An 18,627-nucleotide genomic window follows, 5' to 3' on the forward strand; every position below is an offset into this window, starting at 1 on the left:
ATGAAACTATTAATCGTAACCGTTGTAAACGAACACCAGAAAGTAGTTCTACAACTTTTCAAGAAGGCAACTATTGAGAGCTATAGTGGCTCTGATATAGAAGGCTTTAAAAATGTACCCTCCGTTATGATGAATTCCAGTTGGTTTCCCTCGGAAAAGGGTGGTGCGGAAAGCATTATGTTTTTCTCTTTTACTGAGGATAAAAAAATTGATTCATTTTTCAGTTTAGTGATACAATTCAATGAAACTTTGGAAACCAGCAACCCAATTCACGCGGTGGTTGTACCAATAGAACGTAGTATTTAAGTCCCCTCCCGACATCCCCAAAGGGGAGAGGTTAGTGGAAGACAAATAAAAATTTTAACTTTTAAATTTTAATAGTATGATTAACAGATATATTAGGGCAATTGCCGGAACTTTTATTTTAATAAGTCTTATTTTGGCTGTTTATGTGAATATTAACTGGCTCTGGTTCACAGCTTTTGTAGGTGCAAATTTGCTTCAATCATCATTTACAAAATGGTGCTTGATGGAAAAAATTCTAATAAAACTTGGTGTGAAAGACGAAGAGGAAAGCTGTTGTAAATAACTAATAGTTCATATTAATTTCACATTTAAAAATCCTGCTCCAGGTTTATTGGAGCAGGATTTTTATTTATTAAAATTTCCGTCAGCAAACTTCAATCATCCTTTATAATATGACATTGGTCATTTCAAAACACGTAAAAAAGGAATATATTTGATAAAATATTAATCAATACATAGCATCATGACTATAAACATCCAATACGTGAAAATGCCTACCAGCGAGGCTATGAATGAATATGTAGAAAAAAAACTTCAAAAAATTGCTGAAAAATATGAATGGCTCATTAGAGCCGACGTAAGTTTTAAACTAGAAAACAATGTTTACGGCAAAGGCAATATTTGTGAAATGGAACTAAGCCTACCAGGGCCCAAAATTTTCGCAACTTCTACGGAAGCAACTTTTGAAGCGGCCGCAAAAGAAACTATTTCCGATTTGGAAAAGCAGCTAAAAAAACGCAAGGCAAAATTTGCAACACACTAGACCAATCAACTTGAAATGCCCTCCGCTACGGCGGATTATAAACTAACCGAAGATGTAAATTGGGGCACTCCATCTTCCTATTTCTCAAATATTATATACAAATGAAAAAAATATTAGTTCCCGTAGATTTTTCCCAACATTCCGATTACGCCCTTGAGGTTGCAGCTGGCATTGCCAAAAATCAAAATGCCGAAATAATCGCGATACATATGATGGGTCTTAGTGATGCAGTTTTAACACGCGATGAAAGCAAAGAAGTTTTTGAGGCAATGTTTTATATGAAACTGGCCGAAAAGCGGTTTGCTGAATTCCTTGATAAAGATTATTTGGAAGGAATTAAGGTTACGGATGCTGTTCATAATTATAAAATTTTTAGTGAATTGAATGATGTGGCTCGTGATTTTGAAGCAGATTTAATTATAATGGGGTCCCACGGAAGTACAGGGTTAAAAGAAGTTTTCGTTGGAAGTAACACTGAAAAAGTAGTGCGCACTTCCGAAATACCCGTGTTGGTTATTAAACATCGGGCTGAGAACTTCAATCCTCAATTGGGCATATTTGCTTGCGACTTTCTAGAAAGTTCTGTTGGTCCCTATAAGCGTGCTCAAAAAATGTTTAATGCCTTGGGAATTACCATGCAAATGCTTTATGTGAATCTTGCAGGCGATTTTCGAAGCACACGTGAAATTGAAAAACGAATTCTCAACTTTTTGAAACTTTCAGGAGAATCAAATCCTTTGGAAAGTTTGAACAATGTGGTCCAATACAACGAATATTCTGTGGAAGCTGGAATTTTCGGTTACAGCCAAGTAAGCAATGCAGATATCATTGCGCTGCCCACTCAAGGTCGCCAAGGTCTGGCACATTTTTTCTCTGGAAGTATTGGTGAGGACGTTGTAAACCATTCCGATTTACCTGTATTGACATTTAAAGTATAGTTAATTGCTATCGACATCAATTAACTACGAAAAGCAGGAATTTCAATTTTGAGTTCCTGCTTTTTTATTTCTAATGCAATGTATTAAGAGCAATCTCAATCATTTTTGAAAAGCTGACTTCGCGTTCGTCGGCTGAAATACTTTCACCAGTTACCAAAGAATCCGAAATGGTTAAAATAGCCAAAGCTTTCACATTGAATTTTGCCGCGATTGTGTAAAGTCCCGCTGCTTCCATTTCTACGCAAAGCACACCGAAATTTGCCCAATTTTTATAATTATTGAAATCATCTTCATAAAATTGATCGCTGGAAAGCACATTGCCAGCTTTTATGGGAATGTTATTTTCCTTTGCATATAGGGCGGCTTTCATAAACAAATCAAAATGTGCAGTAGGTGAGTAGTCGCAGTTTACAAAACGAGTGTTGTTAATACCCGAAGTGGAAGAGGCGGCCATTGCAATCACAATATCGCGCAGGTTAATGTCTTTTTGATAGCTTCCCGCAGAACCAACCCGAATTAGGTTTTTAACACCATAATCGTTAATAAGTTCGTGGCAATAAATTAATGCGGAAGGGATTCCCATTCCTGTTCCTTGCACTGATATTGGTTTTCCTTGAAAAGTACCCGTATAACCCAACATGCCGCGAACGTCGTTGTAGCATTTTGCATCTTCAAGAAAAGTTTCGGCAATCCATTTGGCGCGCATTGGGTCTCCGGGGAGTAAAACCGATTCTGCGATTTCGCCCGGTTTGGCCTCAATATGTGTGCTCATTTGTGTCTTTTTTTGTGGATGTTACAATCTCAATCCCTGAAGAGGTTCCGATTCTACTAACTCCCATTTTAATATATTTTTCAGCAGTCGTAGCATCTTTTATTCCGCCGGAAGCTTTTATTTTTAAAGTGTCGCCCACTTCCTCAACCATTATCTTTACTGAGTGTTCAGTGGCACCGCCTGTCCCAAAACCTGTGGAGGTTTTTACAAAATCGGCTTCGGCGCGCTTGGCTATTTGGCAGGCCATTCTAATTTCGTCATCGGTTAAATAGCAGATTTCGAGAATTACTTTTAAGGTTCGGCTGCCAATTTCTTTTTTAACGGCAGCAATTTCTTCACCAATAGATTTGTGCAATTTTGCTTTCAACAAACCTATGTTCAAGACCATATCAATTTCATCTGCACCGTCTTTTATGCATTGTTTTGCTTCGCAGACTTTGGCGTGGCAACTGCTTGCGCCCAAAGGAAAACCAACTACAGAAGCAACTTTTACATCGCTGTTTTTTAATTCATTTGCAGCTAAAAAAGTATAGCAGCTGTTTACACAAACTGCATAAAACTTATATTGCTTTGCTTCATTGCAAAGTTTTACAATTTCTTCAGGTGCAGCGGTGGCTTTTAATAGGGTGTGATCTATAAAGCAGTTCAGCTCCCTCAATTTTTATGTTGATTTATAATATTAACCAAATCGTTTTTCTGCAAAACCCCGCTTTGTCGCCAAAGTTGCTTTCCGTTTTTGAACAGAATCATTGTAGGCACACCACGTACTTGAAATTGCGCTGCCAACGGTTGGTTTTTATCAACGTCAATTTTTACAATTTTCACACCATCGCCCAATTCATCTTTTACTTGTTTTAGTATGGGCGCAAGCATTTTGCATGGTCCGCACCAATCGGCAAAAAAGTCTACCAGTACGGGAGTTTCGGAGTTTATTATTTCGTTGAAGTTGCTTTTCATAGTAATGGATTTTAGCCAATTAGCGGGTTCTTTTTGTATTTTCTTAAAACAGGCATCAACATTTCCAACGGAATTTGGATGGAATAGGTCCCCGTGTAGGACGGACAGATTACGCAATCGTCAAAATAGAATTCAACCACATCGTCGTTTACCACGAAATTATTTTTGGCGTCGAAGAAATCATCTGCTGAAATAGCCCAACAGTCGTAATACATTTCACCAGAATTAATTTTCGTTTTTAAAAGTGTATTCAGAATATCGCGTAGCTCTTCCTCGGATCCATTGTTGAAGAAATCTTCATAGTTCATAAAAACAGCCCGTTCCAAATCAAAATTTAAACAATCAAAAGTATAGGCAGCGTGTGCTGCGCCGGTGTAATGATTTTCTTTGTAAAAAAGTACGCTGATAAGCCTGTTGTTGAGGTTGTAGATTTTATAATCTACCATTCGCTTTTCGTTTTGTTTTGGAATTCCCAAGGAGTCGCACAATCTTTTTTCTTCTAAAATTTGTTTTTCTACGCCTTTGGCATCTAAATAATACTTACTGATGTATTCGTTGAAATTCTCAAATTGAGGCTTAATTTTTTGGTTGAGGTATGGATATTTAAAATCGAGTGTGTACCAATCTCCTTCTTTTAGAAATGATTTTGAGATTAGCAGTTTTTCCATTTCTACTTTTGAATCTTTTTTCTCAAGAAGTTCCTGACGTTTTATATTGAGGGTTTGTTGCTGTGCATCGAGATTTCTATCGGAAACACGCAAGGAATCTAAAATTTCTTCTTGGTTACTGAGCGGAGCCGAAGTATCAATTTCCTCCTTTTTGGGATCATTCTTACAGGCGATTAGTGTAAAAAAAATTAAGAATGGCAGAAAAATTTTCATGTTCTTTGGGTTTTAAATCATAAAAATAGAGAAAGATTGATAGTGAAAAAAAGGAAAGTTTAATTAAGTTTCATTAATCTTCCAATAGCATTTTCAGTTTTGCAAGCATAATCACTTCGCTTTTGTTTTTGTCCGCAAAGGAACTAGCTATGGCATTTGCAGTTCTCCATATTAGGTCTTTTCGTTCTTTGGTGAAAAGATTGGGTTGTTCTTTTTTATAATCGGCGAAGCTTTCAAAGCAATCCTTTGCGTCAAGTTGTTCATAATCAAACCAATCAAAAACCACTTCTATTTGGTAAGCGGCATCTGTATGGAAGGGATCTTCGTAATCATCCAGATTTTTCCATTGTTCCGATACAATATTTTTCAAAATATTGTATTCTGCTTTCCGCACAACCTTGTCCGCCGCCGCAATAGCGTAAAAAAGCTCCCCCATTTTTTGATAAAATAAGAGTTCAGGTTTATTAACGGTTCCCATAATGCTATAATTTTACGTTTCTTAAGGTGTAAAACTAACTCGTTTTCCGGCGAATTTTTATGATATAAATCAGTTCTGAAAAAACTGTTTAAAATTCTTACTTTTGGGGGATGAAGGTTTTTAAGGAAGAAAAAGATAATATTTTCAAAATACTTTCCGAAGCAATTTCGGAAGGCATTATCATTGTTAATGAAAATCAGGAAATTGTAACCTCAAATGATGCTGCTGATAAAATGTTCGGATATAAACCAGAAGAACTTTTGGGACAAAACCTGAGTATATTAATTCCGAGAGAATATAAAAGCAACCATCACCACCAAGTTGACGAATTTTTGGAAAAAAGTGACCCGCGTCAAATGGGCCATGGGCGTGATCTTTATGGCCAGCGCAAGGACGACAGCGTATTTCCGGTAGAGGCAGGGCTAAACCCTTTTGAGGTTTATGGGAGCAAATATGTGATGGCTTTGGTTACGGATATTTCAGTAAGGAAGAATCAGGAACTGGAAATAATTGACCTCAATTTATCCTTGGAACAAAAAATTGAAACACGCACCAAAGAACTAAAGCAAACCATCAAAGAACTAAAAGATGAAGTTGCAAAACGAAAGAAAGCGGAGCATAAAATAATGGAATCACTGCGTAAGGAACGTGAACTCAATGAATTGAAAACAAAATTTCTATCGCTGGTCTCGCATGAGTTTAAAACACCTTTGAGCGGCATTCTCACTTCGGCTACACTTGCGGGGAAATATACCGAGACGGACCAACAAGACAAACGCGAGAAGCATCTGAAAACCATACAGAACAAAGTAAAATACCTGAATAATATCCTGAATGATTTTCTTTCAATTGAACGTATGGAATCCGGTAAAACCAACTATAAGTTTGACACATTTCCGCTGAGCAAAGTCGTGAATGAGGTTATTTATAACGCAAACATGCTTTTGAAAGACGGCCAGCGCATAAATTATCCACAGAATATAGACGACATTTTCTTAAATTTTGATGAGAAAATCCTTGAGTTATCCCTTACCAATCTTATAAACAACGCTGTAAAATATTCGCCAGGGCATACTATTATTGATGTAGTTGTAATACCAAAAAGTGATTCCTTAAGTATAAAAATTATAGATGAAGGAATGGGTATTCCACAAAAGGAACAGAAATATATTTTCAACAGATATTTTCGAGCTGAAAATGCACTGCTGGATCAAGGTACGGGCATTGGTCTCAATATAGTGAAAAGCCATTTGGAAAGTCTTGGCGGTACAATTACCTTTGAAAGTGAAGAAGGCAAGGGCAGCACATTTACAATTTCTTTCCCAACAAAAAACAAAATAAATTAAGATGAAAACAATACTCCTTATTGAAGACGATACCGCACTAAGAGAGAATACTGCTGAACTGTTGGAACTTTCAGGTTATACCGTTTATACGGCTCCAAACGGTAGAATTGGCATCGAAAAAGCAAAAAGTGAAAAGCCGAACATCATTATTTGTGATATAATGATGCCCGAGATTGATGGCTACGGCGTGCTTGAAAACTTGGCTTCTGAAGAAAAAACGAAACATATTCCTTTTATTTTCCTTTCCGCAAAAACGGAACACAAAGAAATACGTAAAGGCATGGATATGGGCGCAGATGATTATCTTACCAAACCTTTTGAAGAGCACGAACTGCTGAGTGCTGTGGAAAGCCGCTTGGCAAAAGCAAGCATTTTGGCAATGCGCGAAAACAATAAAGAGGAGGGGAGTGTTGGAGATGACGAAAACCCCCAAAACCTCAACCAATTGAAAAATTTTTTTTGTGATGAAGGCGAATTAGCCAATTATAAAAAGGGAGAAACCATTTACCGAAAAGGAGACCACTCCAACAACATGTTTTTAATTTTGAAAGGTGTAGTGAAAACACACACTATGGACGCGAACGCCAAAGAACTCATTACAGGTCTTTACAAAGCCGATGACTTTTTGGGCTTCACTTCTTTTGACGATAACATTCCTTATAATGAAACCGCCACAACCGTAGAAGAAACAGAAGTGGTGGGCATTTCAAAAAAGTACGTGAAAGATATTTTGAAAAAAAGCCAAGATGTTTCTTTGGAGTTGATGAATCTTTTAACCGATAATCTTTCCGAAATAAAACAGCAATTGGTTAGAATGGCCTACAGTTCTGTTCGGAAAAAGACGGCCAGTACCATTCTTCAGTTTGTGGAGATTATGGACAAAAAACCTGAGGCGCCTCTTCGAATTTCGCGGAATGATCTTGCTACAACCGCTGGAATTGCTACCGAAAGCCTTATACGAACCCTTTCAGATTTCAAGAAAGATGGCATTATCGAAATAGAGGGCCGCGACATACGCATTATAGATTTGGAAAGCCTACGAAATATAGACTGATATCCATATTTTTTTTTCTTAAAGCTGATTTTTATCATTTTCTATCCCGACATATACAGATAATTTTGCGGGTAAGATTATGATGCTATGAAGAATATATTGATTCCAACGGATTTTTCTGAAGATTCACAAAATGCCATTAGGTATGCGTTGGATTATTTTTCCGATGTGGCCGTGAATTTTTATTTCCTTCATGTGTCCCATCAAAATCCTAATTTTAAAGAAGTAGTGCATGAAAATTTTTCAGAATTCAGTGCCAAAATGCAGACAATTCAAGGTGCACCTCATTTATTAAAGGAAGAAATAAAGTCTTGCCAACTTCTCTCTAAAAACAAAACGTATAGGTTTTTTGCCCTCCAAGAAGAACTAAATCTGGTGGAAGCCATCAGAAAACATGTAGTTGAAAAGGAAATTGATTATATTATAATGGGTACCAAAGGAACTTCCAAAATAAACAGAAGTGATATGGGAAGCAATACTTGTGATGTAATTACAAAGGTGAAATGTCCCGTACTGGTAATTCCCGAAAATGTGAAGTTTAATGGAATTAAAAATATAGCTTTTTTAACAGATTATAACTGTATCTATCGCAACAAAGTAATCAGTACCCTTTCAGAAACACTGGACCTCCATCAATCGGCACTTCGTGTGCTTCATGTAAAATCTCTAAATACGGATATTACCTCATCACAAACAGACAACAAGGGGTTTTTGCATTACTTTTTTAAAGAAAAAAAACACAGTTTCCATTTTGTTGAAAGCAAAGATTTGGAAATAGGTATTCAAGATTTTGTAGAAACTTGGGAAATAGGCCTAGTTTCTATCGTTGCCAAAAACTTGAATTTTATTCAAAGGTTGCTTTTGCGTCCTGCAGTAAAAACCGTTAGCGACACAACCAATGTGCCTTTTTTAGTGCTTCATGAGTAGTTTTCAGTGTATTTGGGCCTAAATAAGTTGGCTGAATTAACAAAACTCAAAATATAAACCACTCTTCTCTTCCAATAGGATAGTCATCATAAAAATCCTCAAAAGTCTTAGTTGTATTATAATTATTTTTTAAAATCTTGAAGACTGAAAATATCAATGCAGCTTGTCCAAAAATAGTTAGGTAGAATACCCAACTGATAAGAAAGACCATAATGGCAAAAATAGCCAATGTAACCAATACAAAAGCGGTTATTACAAGCTAGGTAATAGCAGAGAGGGTCATAACTTATTTAGCTTCAATTTACAAAGTAAGGAGAGTCTTTGTTCTTAAGGATTCCTTAAAAATCAGACTGTTGATTGATATTTGTCATAGTTTATCTGTGTAGCAATAGTTATATTTACGTAGTTAAATTTTAAACAGATTGCCATGCGAAAAATATTAATCCCTACCGATTTTTCGGAAAACTCAATGAACGCTATTAAATACGCCACGGAGCTTTTCAAATATAATCGTGCTGAAATTTATCTTCTCCACGCTTTTGCAGATGAGGTCTATGATGCAAAATCTCGACTGGCAAACGAAATTTTTGATGATCTTCAGAAAAAAACACTAGCCAAAACAAAAGCGGCTCTGGAAAATTTTCGTGAAAAAATTGTTGACTTTTCGCCAAATCCAAAACATAACATACATACCATTGCAGAATTTGGACTGTTGGTAGATTCAGTAAACGATTGGGTGGAAAAGGAAAACATTGATGTCGTGGTTATGGGTACTAAAGGCGAAACTGCTGATAAAAAAATAACTTTCGGGACCAACACGCTTCAGGTAATCAAATATGTTAAATGCCCAGTACTTGCTATTCCTGTAGTTTTTGGAGATGTACATCCAAAGAATATATTGTTTCCAACGGATTATCAATTGCCATACAAACGCCGAGAATTGAAACTAGTAAGTAGTATTGCAAAATGCTTTGTTTCAAAGGTAGATTTTCTATATGTCTCTAAATTTTCATCACTTTCATTGCGGCAGCAAGACAATAAAAACTTTTTGGAAGCTTCTTTCTGTGATAATCAAATTAGTTTTAAACAGGAAAATGGTACTGATGTTACCAAGGCAATCAATACTTTTGTTATAGAAAATCCAATAGATATGCTGATTATGGTGAATACTCGCCATTCTTATTTGGAAAATATATTGTATCAATCAACTATTGAAAAAATAGGACTGCATATAGATATTCCCTTTTTAGTGCTTCAAAATTTAGCTCGTTAAATATTTAAAATTATTGAAAATGAAAAAAATCCTTGTTCCCACCGATTTCTCGAAAAATGCTTATGCAGCTTTATTTTATGTTACAAAACTTTTTAGTGATGAAGCCTTGCAAATAACCATTCTCCATTCTTTTGGTGAAGAAGTAAATAAACTTACAAGCCGTGTAGACATTGGCCGTTCCGAAAACATAATTGAAAAACTATACAGACAATCTGAGGAAGACGGTATACGGTTGGTACATAAAATTAAATTAGATTCTTCCAAAGTAGCACACAACTTCGAAGTCATTTCCACGCCCGCCACCTTGTCAAAAACCATCAACAAATTAGTTTCAACCGAAGGAATAGATATAGTAGTGATGGGCAGCAAGGGTCGCACAGGAGCTGAAGAAGTTCTAGTTGGAAGCACTACTGTTAAAATTACCCAAACTCTGGAAGGCTGTCCGCTCCTTATAGTACCTCGCGAAGTAGATTTCGTAATTCCTACAAATATTGCTTTTGCCTCAGATTATAATGATTTTTACCAGCTTTCAAAGTTGCGACCAATTATTCGTTTGGTACGCCAGTATAATTCAACCATTCATTTGGTTCACGTAGGTGCCGAAGGAGAACTGAACTATAAACAACAGCAAAATTTGGAACAATATAGAAATGACCTTTCGGAATATGATACCGAGTTTCATTTCATTCCTAAAATGGCGAACATTTCAAAATCACTTCATGACTTTATAGATACAAAAAGAATGGATCTTTTGGCATTAGTTTACCACAAACATGCATTTTTAAAGAAACTCTTTCGAGAACCGGTTGTGAGCAGGGTAGGTAAACACGCCCACGTTCCAACATTGGTTATTCCAATAAAAAATTAGAAACAATAATTTTAAAAAATATAAGATGAAAAAAAGAATATTGATACCCACAGATTTTTCCAAAAACGCATGGAACGCGCTTAAATATGCAATGGAACTTTACAAAAGGGAAAATTGTGAGTTTTTCATTCTGCACACCTACTACCATTCTGGCTACTCCAAAGACAGCCCCTTAATTCCTGAACCAACAGAGAAAGCGCAATTTGCTGCTAAGGAAAATGCTGAAAAAAACATGGAAAGGCTTAAAGTACTAATGAGTTTCTATGAAGAAAATGATAATCATACATTTCTTTATATAGTTGCATTTGGATCGTTTTTCGATACAATGAATAAAACAGTGGAAATGCATGATATCGAATTGGTAATTATGGGAACCCAAGGAGAGACAGATAGTAATAATGTAATATTGGGTAGCAATGCTGTAAATGCGATGGAGAAAATAAGAAATTGCCCAGTATTAGCCATTCCACCAAATGTGTTGTTTAAAGACCCAAATGAGATTGTTTTTCCTACCAGTTTCAGAACGCATTATAAGGAAAAAGAATTAGCGACTTTGGTTGAGATTTCACGTTGCACTAACTCCCCAATACGGATTCTACACGTTCAAAAAGGCAAAACCCTTAACGAAGCACAACAAAAAAACAAAGTCTTGTTGGAAAGTATTTTGGATCCGGCATCTTTTACACATCACACACTCTATAATATAGATTTACAAGACGGGGTACGCTGTTTTGTGCAGAGTAGGGAGAGCGAGATGATTGCAATTGTTAATAAAAAACATAATTTCTTTGGAAGTATATTTTCAAATCCGATGCTTAAGGAGCTTGGAATGCATACCACCGTACCTTTACTTGCCATGCACGATTTGCGGAATTAAACACAATGAAAAACGCTCCTCAGGATATTGAAATAGTAAAACACTCTGGTCAAAAGGTGAATTTTTCAATTGAAAAATTGAAAAGCTCATTGCGTAAAAGCGGCGCCCAAGAATCACTGGTTAATGAAATTTCCAACCACGTTCGCGATGAGCTTTACCAAGGTATTAGTACTAAGGAAATTTACAATCGTGCCTTTGCGCTGCTCAAAAAAAGAAAAAATGTTTTTGCTTCAAGGTATAAATTAAAAAAAGCAATTTATGAGTTGGGTCCCACAGGTTTTCCGTTTGAGAAATTTGTGGGAGCCCTACTTTTCTATAGTGGTTACGAAGTAAAAACTGGACAGTTTTTACAAGGTAAATGTGTAGCCCACGAAGTTGATGTTGTCGCGCGCAAAAACGATCAAAATATAGTTGCAGAATGTAAATTCCACAGCGATGAGGGCCATAATTGCGATGTAAAAGTGCCGTTGTATATACATTCCCGTTATCGCGATATACTCAATTTTTATGGAGAAAGAGATACTACTGAAAAACCAAACGAAGGTTGGGTAGTAACTAATACCCGGTTTACCGAAGACGCTTTGAAATATGGCAAATGCAGCAACCTTTATTTACTGAGCTGGGATTTTCCGAAAGAGAACGGTATTAAAGACCGAATAGACCATTTGGGCCTTTACCCAATCACGGTTTCCACGCTTATGAGCCAACGCGAAAAGCAGTTTCTTCTCAGCCGTGATGTGGTGCTTTGTAAGCAATTGATAAATGACGATTTCTATCTGGATCATTTGGGAATTTCAGAAAAACGGAAAGAACGGATTTTAGAAGAAATTAAACTTTTATGCAAAAACAACTAGCTATGCAAAAACTAAAAATACACTTCCTCGGCGCAGCAGGAACCGTAACAGGCTCCAAATTCTTGATTGAAACCACCGAAAAAAACATTTTAATAGACTGTGGCATGTTCCAAGGGTTAAAGGAACTGCGTGAAAAAAATTGGGAGTACTTACCAATTGATGTTTCGGAGATTGATGTGGTGTTACTTACTCACGGTCATTTGGATCATACGGGCTATTTGCCGCGTTTGGTAAAACAAGGTTTCCGTGGAAAAATTATAGGTACTGCACCAACGCTAGCAATTACAAAAATCATTTTACTGGACAGTGCCAAAATTCACGAGGAAGAAGCAGAAAAAGCCAATGAAGAAGGATATTCCAAACACAAACCTGCCGAACCATTTTATAGTGTGGAAGAAGCTGAAGTTACTTTGGGGTTTTTCCAAGCTGAAGAAAGAGACCAATGGATTGAACTTTCAGAAAATATAAAATATCGGTTTCGTTATAATGGACATATTATTGGTGCGACTTTTATAGAACTGGAAATATTCGGAAAAGCTCTTGTCTTTTCGGGCGATATTGGTCGTGAGCAAGATTTATTGCTTTTTCCACCCGAAAAACCTGAGCGGGCGGACTATCTTTTTATGGAAAGTACTTATGGGAATAAACTTCACCCACAAGAAAGTGTTTCAGATAAACTGGTGGAACTTATCAATAAAACCATTCACAATCGTGGCAATTTGATAATTCCTTCCTTTGCGGTAGAACGTTTACAGACATTGATGTTTCTTCTTTGGAAACTCTATAACGAAAAACGAATCCCAAACATTCCAATATTTATTGACAGCCCAATGGGCAATAATGTACTTTCGGTTTTTGAAAGTTTTCCCGATTGGCACAAGTTGCCGATGAAGGATTTCAACGCTATGAATAATCGAATGAATATTATCACGTCTTACAAAGAAACTTGGGAAACCATAGACAATCCACAGCCAAAAGTAGTTATTGCGGGCAGCGGGATGGTCACCGGTGGAAGGGTTTTGACCTATCTGAAACAGATGATAGACAAAACAAATACCACAGTTTTATTGGTGGGCTACCAAGCCGAAGGAACGCGTGGCCGACAACTTTTGGAAGGGGCTTATGAATTAAAATTCTTTGGGAAATACTATCCCGTAAAAGCTGAGATACATCATATTGAAAGCCTTTCTGCGCATGCAGACCAACAAGGACTTTTAGACTGGACCAGCAGCATAAAAAACAAACCCGAAGAAGTATTCCTAATTCACGGTGAACCTACTGCACAGGATGCTTTCCGAGTGAAATTGCGTGATACTTATGGTTGGAATGTAACTATTCCGAAGTTGTATGATATAAAGGAAATTATAGTTTGAAATTTTCAGGCAAAGACAACTAGCCCATTGATAAGGGTATAGGAAATAGCGGTTATTAATCCTATTAAAAAGATGATGACCGAAATAAACAGTAGTAACTGTTTATGCGCGATGATTTTTCCTAAAAAATATAAATCGATTATCATTTCATCATAAACATTTTGGCCTTTCTTCATTATTCGTTCAAATTCGGTCTTAAATTCAGAGAGGGATAGTTTTACAAAATTTTCGGCATATAGTGTTCCTTTATATCCGCTCTTTTTATAAGCAGATCCAAAATATCGATAGGGCAACATACTGAACAATGCGAAAATCATTGATAGCATACTGCAGATAATCAATATTCGAGTACCAATTTCCAAGGGAACTTTTTGTGATTTAGGAATCATAAATAACAACCCCAGAAGTAATGATGTTATGATTGAATTGACCGTAAGCACTATTCTGGCTTTATTGTCAACCATCTTTAGAAGGTTGTAATGATTTCGGGAGAGGGTTTTAAACAAAGTTTGCACGCCTCGGGAATCGTAACGTTCCAACTTTTCTTGTTTATGAGTAGTTTCATTTTCCATAATAACCAATTATAAATCGCATAGTTTTTTTATTTCGTTTAAAACTTTTTCTTTTCTCAGTGTTGAAATCCCAATTTTATCCAGCAAATGTGAGTTTTTAAAAAGCTCTTTGGTCAGTATAACATTATTTTCAATGAGAAGATCTTTTTCGTGTTTGGTCAAAGCTGTCAATGTGGTGATAGGGTAGAGGGCAAACTTGTCCACGTTTTGTTTTATCCCGTTATTTTCGGGATAGTCCCAGCTCAATAAATGTAGCCCTACACAATTTGCATAGTTTATAGCATCCGTGGAAAAACGGGTATTGGTAACCAACCATCCCTGTTTTAAATGAGATGTTTTCTCGGGGTCGTTGTTCCAACGTTTCTGAATGTCTAGAAACCTAGAGTTTATGTAAAGTGGGACTTTTACGTTGCTCACGGCTTTGGGATCAGCATGGAATTTACATTCCACGGTATAAGTGTTGCCGTCTTTTTCAGCCAAAACATCCACTTCGTGTGAAACACATTCGCCTTGAAGGACCACACCTACCTGTGTATCGTATCCGTGATGTTTGAGCAACGCACCTACCAATCGCTCAAAAGGAAAACCAGTTGGTCCCAGATCTAAAATTGCACGTTTTAAACTATACTTAGATGCAGAAGTACGGTTTTGTTTTTTCAACATTGCAAAAGCCTTTTTATAAATTTCTTTGGAAGGCATCCCGTCATAGAGTATCGGTATTATATTTTCTGCAATTTCGCTTATTTCATCTTCTGAAGCTTTACTTCGCCTGAGTGATGTTTTTAGCTTTTCAACATCGAATTGTTCAATATCGCCGTTGAATTTTTTTATAGTTATGATTTTATTCTCCATAATACTTTTAACTAAATATTTTTAAAACTGTTGATTGTCTGATGTACATGCTTACTGAATAAATCATGGTTTTTTATTTGTAATTATATAAATAAGCCCTGCAAATAGTATTGTAAACAAAATCCTAAAAGTCATGGCTTCAATAGTGCGGTTTTCATAAAGTCCCCCAGTATGGATATGGATATAAAACGCAAAGAATGCAAAAAAAAGAAAGAGAGCTGCTGAAAGCATGAGCCAGAAAGCCCATTTTTTCGATTTTATAAATCCATAGGCTGCAATTAAATAAATAACACCCATTGTCAGGTTTGTCTTCACTATAAATGGCACATAGTCCCCTTCTTTTGCACTGATACCAAACCAGTCGAACAGGACAGAGCTACTCATAAACACCGTCAGTAAAGCAAAAGCAATTAATACAATTGCAATAACGTACTTCAATATTTTATTTTTCTTCATGACTATTCATGTTTAAAATTTCCTTCGGTTTTCTCCGTACCACCACTTTGGTTTGTATTGTTTTTTCACCAATCCAAACCTTTCAATAGCGTGTACTTTTATGTGCTCGACAACTTCTTCGGCAGAATCGGTTACGAAAAGTAATTTCATATCTTCTCTACTGATGCTTTCGTTTTCTGCCATTGTTTGAATGTGGTGACAAAGTTCTTTGTGGTATTCCGAATCGAAAATAACAATGGGGAAATTTTGTATTAGCTTTGTTTGTATCAGGGTAATCGCCTCAAAGAGTTCATCTAAAGTGCCCATTCCGCCTGGCATAACTACATAGGCAAAAGAATATTTCATCATTAAGAATTTTCGAACAAAGAAATATGGGATATTTATCCATTTGTGTAAATATTTGTTGGGTTTTTGCTCAAAGGGTAGCACAATATTGACGCCCACTGAATAGCCACCTGCTTCATAAGCACCTTTGTTCGCGGCTTCCATAATGCCGGGACCACCGCCGGTCATAATAGTGAACCCTAATTTTGAAAGGGCTGCGCCGATTTTTTCAGCATTTTGGTAGTGTTTGGAATCTGGTGTAAAACGTGCCGAGCCAAAAATGGTAACACAAGGCCCGATAAAGTGCATTTTCCGAAAACCACGTATAAACTGGTACATCACCCTTACAGCAAACCCCAATTCTTTAAACCTTGAAAGGGGCCCTTGAAGGAACGGCGATTCGCTTTTTTGTAAATGATATTTTATATTGTTTTCCATTAGTTTACTTTTTTATAGCTCCAAACGGCTAAACCATTCATTATAATAGCATATAGCAGCGTTTTTGCCATTTGCGGCAGAATATCCATAAATCCAGCACCCTTCAATAAAACCATTCGCACAATCTCAACAAAGTATTTTATAGGGTTGAATTCCGTAATTAGCTGCGCCCATTTTGGCATGCTTTCTATTGGTGTGAACAAGCCGCTCATTAAAATAAAAATCACCACAAAAAACCAGGCAATAAACATAGCCTGTTGTTGAGTGTCAGTAAAATTTGAGATTAACAAACCCATCCCGAGAATTACTAAAATGTAAATAGAAGTATAGGCGTAGAGTAGAATTAAACTGCCTAACATGGGGATATTAAAAATTACTTTTGCCAGAATAAGTCCGATGGTTAACAGCCCCATGCCAATAACCCAAAAGGGGAAAAGTTTCCCGATGATAAATTGACTTTTGCGAATGGGCGTTACATTAATCTGTTCCAAAGTGCCTATTTCTTTTTCGCGAACAATATTCATCCCAGAGAGAAATAGGGTTATCATCGTTACTAATAAAACCAAAATTCCAGGCACCATAAATGTTTTATAATCTAAGGTAGTATTGTACCAAAACGATGGAATACTCTCAATAGACACGGGTTGCATAACCTTTTTTGATGTTTCAATTATGGTCATTTTTACATCTTTATTAAAGCTTTGAACAATCTGATTCACATAACCACTTTCCACACCAGCTGCCGCGCCGTCAATAGCATTAATGGTGATGGACAAATCGGTAGTTTTTTCCTTTAGTAGATTTCGTTCAAAATTATTTGGTATTTCCAGTACCACATCAACTTGCCCCGATAGCATCGCAGCACTGGCTTTTTCTTGTGAAGGGAAATCGGTTAAAACATCGAAATAAGTTGAAGCGTTAAACCTTTCAATCAGCGCGCGGGAGGTTGAGGAATGATTGTAATCTATGTATGCAAACTTGATATTTTTTACTTCATACGTAGCGGCATTAGAGAGAATGACCAGTTGCAAAATTGGCAGAATAAAAATAATAGGCAACATCCCTTTATTTCTAAAGATTTGTTTGAATTCCTTTTGTATGATGTAGCCGATAGTCTTCATTATTCCAATCGTATTTTATACTTTTTAACACTTAAGCCAATAAAAAATATGGTCATCCCGATTAATATTAAAGTTTCTTTCCAGACATATGCCATCCCGACCCCTTTCAGCATAATGCCTTTAATGATGATGATAAACCATTTTGCAGGAATTATGTTACTGATTATTTGAAGTGGCACAGGCATGCTCGATATCGGAAAGATAAACCCGGAAAGCAGTATTACAGGAAGCATCAAGCCCATCAGGGAAATCATCATTGCGGCCTGTTGTGTTTCTGAAATAGTTGAGATTAAAATGCCCAATGCTAATGAAGTGATTATAAATAAAACACTTTCCAGTCCCAATAAAAACAGACTGCCTTGAACCGGCATTTTAAATATGAATATGCTCAAAAGTACTATTACCGCTGCATTTATGACCGATAGAAAAATATACGGAACCACTTTCCCGATAATAACTTGAAAGGGTTTTAATGGTGAAACCAACAAAATTTCCATGGTGCCCAATTCCTTTTCGCGAGTGATGGATATTGATGTCATCATTGCAGAAACCAACATCAAAATAATCGTCATTACCCCCGGAACGAACATAAAAACACTTTTAAGTTCGGGGTTATAAACCATCCGAGTTTGTGGAACTATTTGATATTCTACGACAATGCCTTTATTTTTATCTTGCTGATAGTTTTGAAGAATTGCATTGATATAATTGGTTATTGAATTAGCGGTATTTGGGTCGGTAGCGTCGGTTATTATCTGAATAGTAGCATGCTGTTCTTTTATTAAATTTCTACTGAAATCTTTTTCAAAATTCAATACGGCTTTTATTTTTCCTTTTTTAAAAGCGGTTTCAATATCAGCTTCTCGTGCAATCAGTTCATTTATTGTAAAGTATTTTGAAGTTGAAATCTTATTGATAATTGATTCTGTGGTTGCATCTTTTGAATGATCTAAAACAGCGATATCCACATTATTGATTTCATTAGTAATGGCAAACCCAAAAAGCAATATTTGGGCAATTGGCATACCAAATAGTATAAATAACGACCGCCTATCCCTGAAGATATGGTAGAATTCTTTTTTTATAAAACCTATAAATCGTTTCATTATTAATTAATTATTTAAAAACAATTTCACTTGTCTGGTCGAGCGCAGTCGAGACCTAATTGACAAACCCGTACTCTAAAGTTCTCGACTG

23 protein-coding genes are annotated in these 18,627 nt (G+C 36.4%); 12 read left to right on the forward strand and 11 right to left on the reverse strand.

Translation table 11 applies throughout. The features are described 5' to 3' along the window. The 4 genes from ESU54_RS14430 to ESU54_RS14445 all read left to right on the forward strand — a co-directional run bounded on the left by ESU54_RS14430 (nucleotide 1) and on the right by ESU54_RS14445 (nucleotide 2,007). Entirely contained in the window at nucleotides 1-306 is a 306-nt protein-coding gene (locus tag ESU54_RS14430) for a hypothetical protein (protein WP_111843271.1), read from the forward strand. A gap of 76 nt (nucleotides 307-382) precedes the next feature. Next, the gene (locus ESU54_RS14435; protein WP_111843201.1) at nucleotides 383-589 is read left to right on the forward strand and encodes a YgaP family membrane protein; all 207 of its coding nucleotides are present in this window, start codon (nucleotides 383-385) and stop codon (nucleotides 587-589) included. 180 nt (nucleotides 590-769) lie between these two features. Next, complete coding sequence (hpf, locus tag ESU54_RS14440; protein ID WP_111843200.1) at nucleotides 770-1,069, forward strand: ribosome hibernation-promoting factor, HPF/YfiA family; 300 nt, start codon at nucleotides 770-772, stop codon at nucleotides 1,067-1,069. Nucleotides 1,070-1,170: 101 nt separating this feature from the next. Further along, nucleotides 1,171-2,007: a universal stress protein gene (locus ESU54_RS14445; RefSeq protein ID WP_111843199.1), complete on the forward strand. Its 837-nt coding sequence runs from the start codon at nucleotides 1,171-1,173 to the stop codon at nucleotides 2,005-2,007. Nucleotides 2,008-2,077: 70 nt separating this feature from the next. Here ESU54_RS14445 and deoD read toward each other — a convergent pair whose 3' ends face one another. The 5 genes from deoD to ESU54_RS14470 all read right to left on the reverse strand — a co-directional run bounded on the left by deoD (nucleotide 2,078) and on the right by ESU54_RS14470 (nucleotide 5,053). After that, a complete protein-coding gene (deoD, locus tag ESU54_RS14450) occupies nucleotides 2,078-2,779 on the reverse strand; it encodes a purine-nucleoside phosphorylase (protein WP_111843198.1) in 702 nt (233 codons plus the stop codon). After that, nucleotides 2,763-3,437 carry a deoxyribose-phosphate aldolase gene (deoC, locus tag ESU54_RS14455; RefSeq protein WP_111843197.1) on the reverse strand — a complete coding sequence of 225 codons (675 nt, stop codon included), beginning with the start codon at nucleotides 3,435-3,437 and terminating at the stop codon, nucleotides 2,763-2,765. Before deoC ends, deoD begins: the two co-directional genes overlap by 17 nt. Then, a complete protein-coding gene (trxA, locus tag ESU54_RS14460; RefSeq protein ID WP_111843196.1) occupies nucleotides 3,434-3,736 on the reverse strand; it encodes a thioredoxin in 303 nt (100 codons plus the stop codon). The genes deoC and trxA overlap by 4 nt, the downstream gene beginning before the upstream one ends. Nucleotides 3,737-3,747: 11 nt before the next feature. Further along, nucleotides 3,748-4,617 (reverse strand): RsiV family protein, encoded by an 870-nt coding sequence (locus ESU54_RS14465; RefSeq protein ID WP_111843195.1) that lies wholly within the window; start codon nucleotides 4,615-4,617, stop codon nucleotides 3,748-3,750. 73 nt (nucleotides 4,618-4,690) lie between these two features. Then, nucleotides 4,691-5,053 carry a hypothetical protein gene (locus ESU54_RS14470; protein WP_235004512.1) on the reverse strand — a complete coding sequence of 121 codons (363 nt, stop codon included), beginning with the start codon at nucleotides 5,051-5,053 and terminating at the stop codon, nucleotides 4,691-4,693. A 152-nt stretch (nucleotides 5,054-5,205) separates the two neighbouring features. Here ESU54_RS14470 and ESU54_RS14475 point away from each other — a divergent pair, with 152 nt between their 5' ends. From ESU54_RS14475 to ESU54_RS14510, 8 genes are all read left to right on the forward strand, one after another. Then, nucleotides 5,206-6,441, forward strand: a complete 1,236-nt coding sequence (locus ESU54_RS14475) for a PAS domain-containing sensor histidine kinase (RefSeq protein WP_111843193.1) — start codon at nucleotides 5,206-5,208, stop codon at nucleotides 6,439-6,441. A 1-nt stretch (nucleotide 6,442) separates the two neighbouring features. Further along, nucleotides 6,443-7,495: a response regulator gene (locus ESU54_RS14480; RefSeq protein ID WP_111843192.1), complete on the forward strand. Its 1,053-nt coding sequence runs from the start codon at nucleotides 6,443-6,445 to the stop codon at nucleotides 7,493-7,495. 87 nt (nucleotides 7,496-7,582) lie between these two features. Beyond that, the gene (locus ESU54_RS14485) at nucleotides 7,583-8,422 is read left to right on the forward strand and encodes a universal stress protein (protein WP_111843191.1); all 840 of its coding nucleotides are present in this window, start codon (nucleotides 7,583-7,585) and stop codon (nucleotides 8,420-8,422) included. Nucleotides 8,423-8,849: 427 nt separating this feature from the next. Beyond that, nucleotides 8,850-9,695 (forward strand): universal stress protein, encoded by an 846-nt coding sequence (locus ESU54_RS14490; RefSeq protein ID WP_111843190.1) that lies wholly within the window; start codon nucleotides 8,850-8,852, stop codon nucleotides 9,693-9,695. Between the two features lie 19 nt (nucleotides 9,696-9,714). Beyond that, entirely contained in the window at nucleotides 9,715-10,563 is an 849-nt protein-coding gene (locus tag ESU54_RS14495; protein ID WP_111843189.1) for a universal stress protein, read from the forward strand. A gap of 25 nt (nucleotides 10,564-10,588) precedes the next feature. Further along, entirely contained in the window at nucleotides 10,589-11,440 is an 852-nt protein-coding gene (locus tag ESU54_RS14500) for a universal stress protein (protein WP_111843188.1), read from the forward strand. A gap of 5 nt (nucleotides 11,441-11,445) precedes the next feature. Beyond that, a complete protein-coding gene (locus tag ESU54_RS14505) occupies nucleotides 11,446-12,294 on the forward strand; it encodes an ATP cone domain-containing protein (RefSeq protein WP_111843187.1) in 849 nt (282 codons plus the stop codon). Nucleotides 12,295-12,296: 2 nt separating this feature from the next. Further along, nucleotides 12,297-13,667 carry an MBL fold metallo-hydrolase RNA specificity domain-containing protein gene (locus ESU54_RS14510; RefSeq protein ID WP_111843270.1) on the forward strand — a complete coding sequence of 457 codons (1,371 nt, stop codon included), beginning with the start codon at nucleotides 12,297-12,299 and terminating at the stop codon, nucleotides 13,665-13,667. A gap of 5 nt (nucleotides 13,668-13,672) precedes the next feature. Here ESU54_RS14510 and ESU54_RS14515 read toward each other — a convergent pair whose 3' ends face one another. The 6 genes from ESU54_RS14515 to ESU54_RS14540 form a co-directional block, all read right to left on the reverse strand. Then, the gene (locus tag ESU54_RS14515; RefSeq protein WP_146743955.1) at nucleotides 13,673-14,239 is read right to left on the reverse strand and encodes a Pycsar system effector family protein; all 567 of its coding nucleotides are present in this window, start codon (nucleotides 14,237-14,239) and stop codon (nucleotides 13,673-13,675) included. Between the two features lie 9 nt (nucleotides 14,240-14,248). Continuing rightward, nucleotides 14,249-15,091 carry a restriction endonuclease gene (locus ESU54_RS14520; protein WP_111843185.1) on the reverse strand — a complete coding sequence of 281 codons (843 nt, stop codon included), beginning with the start codon at nucleotides 15,089-15,091 and terminating at the stop codon, nucleotides 14,249-14,251. A gap of 63 nt (nucleotides 15,092-15,154) precedes the next feature. Beyond that, entirely contained in the window at nucleotides 15,155-15,547 is a 393-nt protein-coding gene (locus ESU54_RS14525) for a hypothetical protein (protein WP_111843184.1), read from the reverse strand. 12 nt (nucleotides 15,548-15,559) lie between these two features. Beyond that, entirely contained in the window at nucleotides 15,560-16,309 is a 750-nt protein-coding gene (locus tag ESU54_RS14530; RefSeq protein WP_111843183.1) for an LOG family protein, read from the reverse strand. Beyond that, nucleotides 16,309-17,430, reverse strand: coding sequence for an ABC transporter permease (locus ESU54_RS14535; protein WP_111843182.1), 1,122 nt, complete (start codon nucleotides 17,428-17,430; stop codon nucleotides 16,309-16,311). Before ESU54_RS14535 ends, ESU54_RS14530 begins: the two co-directional genes overlap by 1 nt. Then, nucleotides 17,430-18,536: an ABC transporter permease gene (locus ESU54_RS14540; RefSeq protein WP_111843181.1), complete on the reverse strand. Its 1,107-nt coding sequence runs from the start codon at nucleotides 18,534-18,536 to the stop codon at nucleotides 17,430-17,432. The genes ESU54_RS14535 and ESU54_RS14540 overlap by 1 nt, the downstream gene beginning before the upstream one ends. Nucleotides 18,537-18,627 lie beyond the last annotated feature (91 nt).

This window comes from Aequorivita antarctica (assembly GCF_007997155.1).
GTDB classification, from domain to species: domain Bacteria; phylum Bacteroidota; class Bacteroidia; order Flavobacteriales; family Flavobacteriaceae; genus Aequorivita; species Aequorivita antarctica.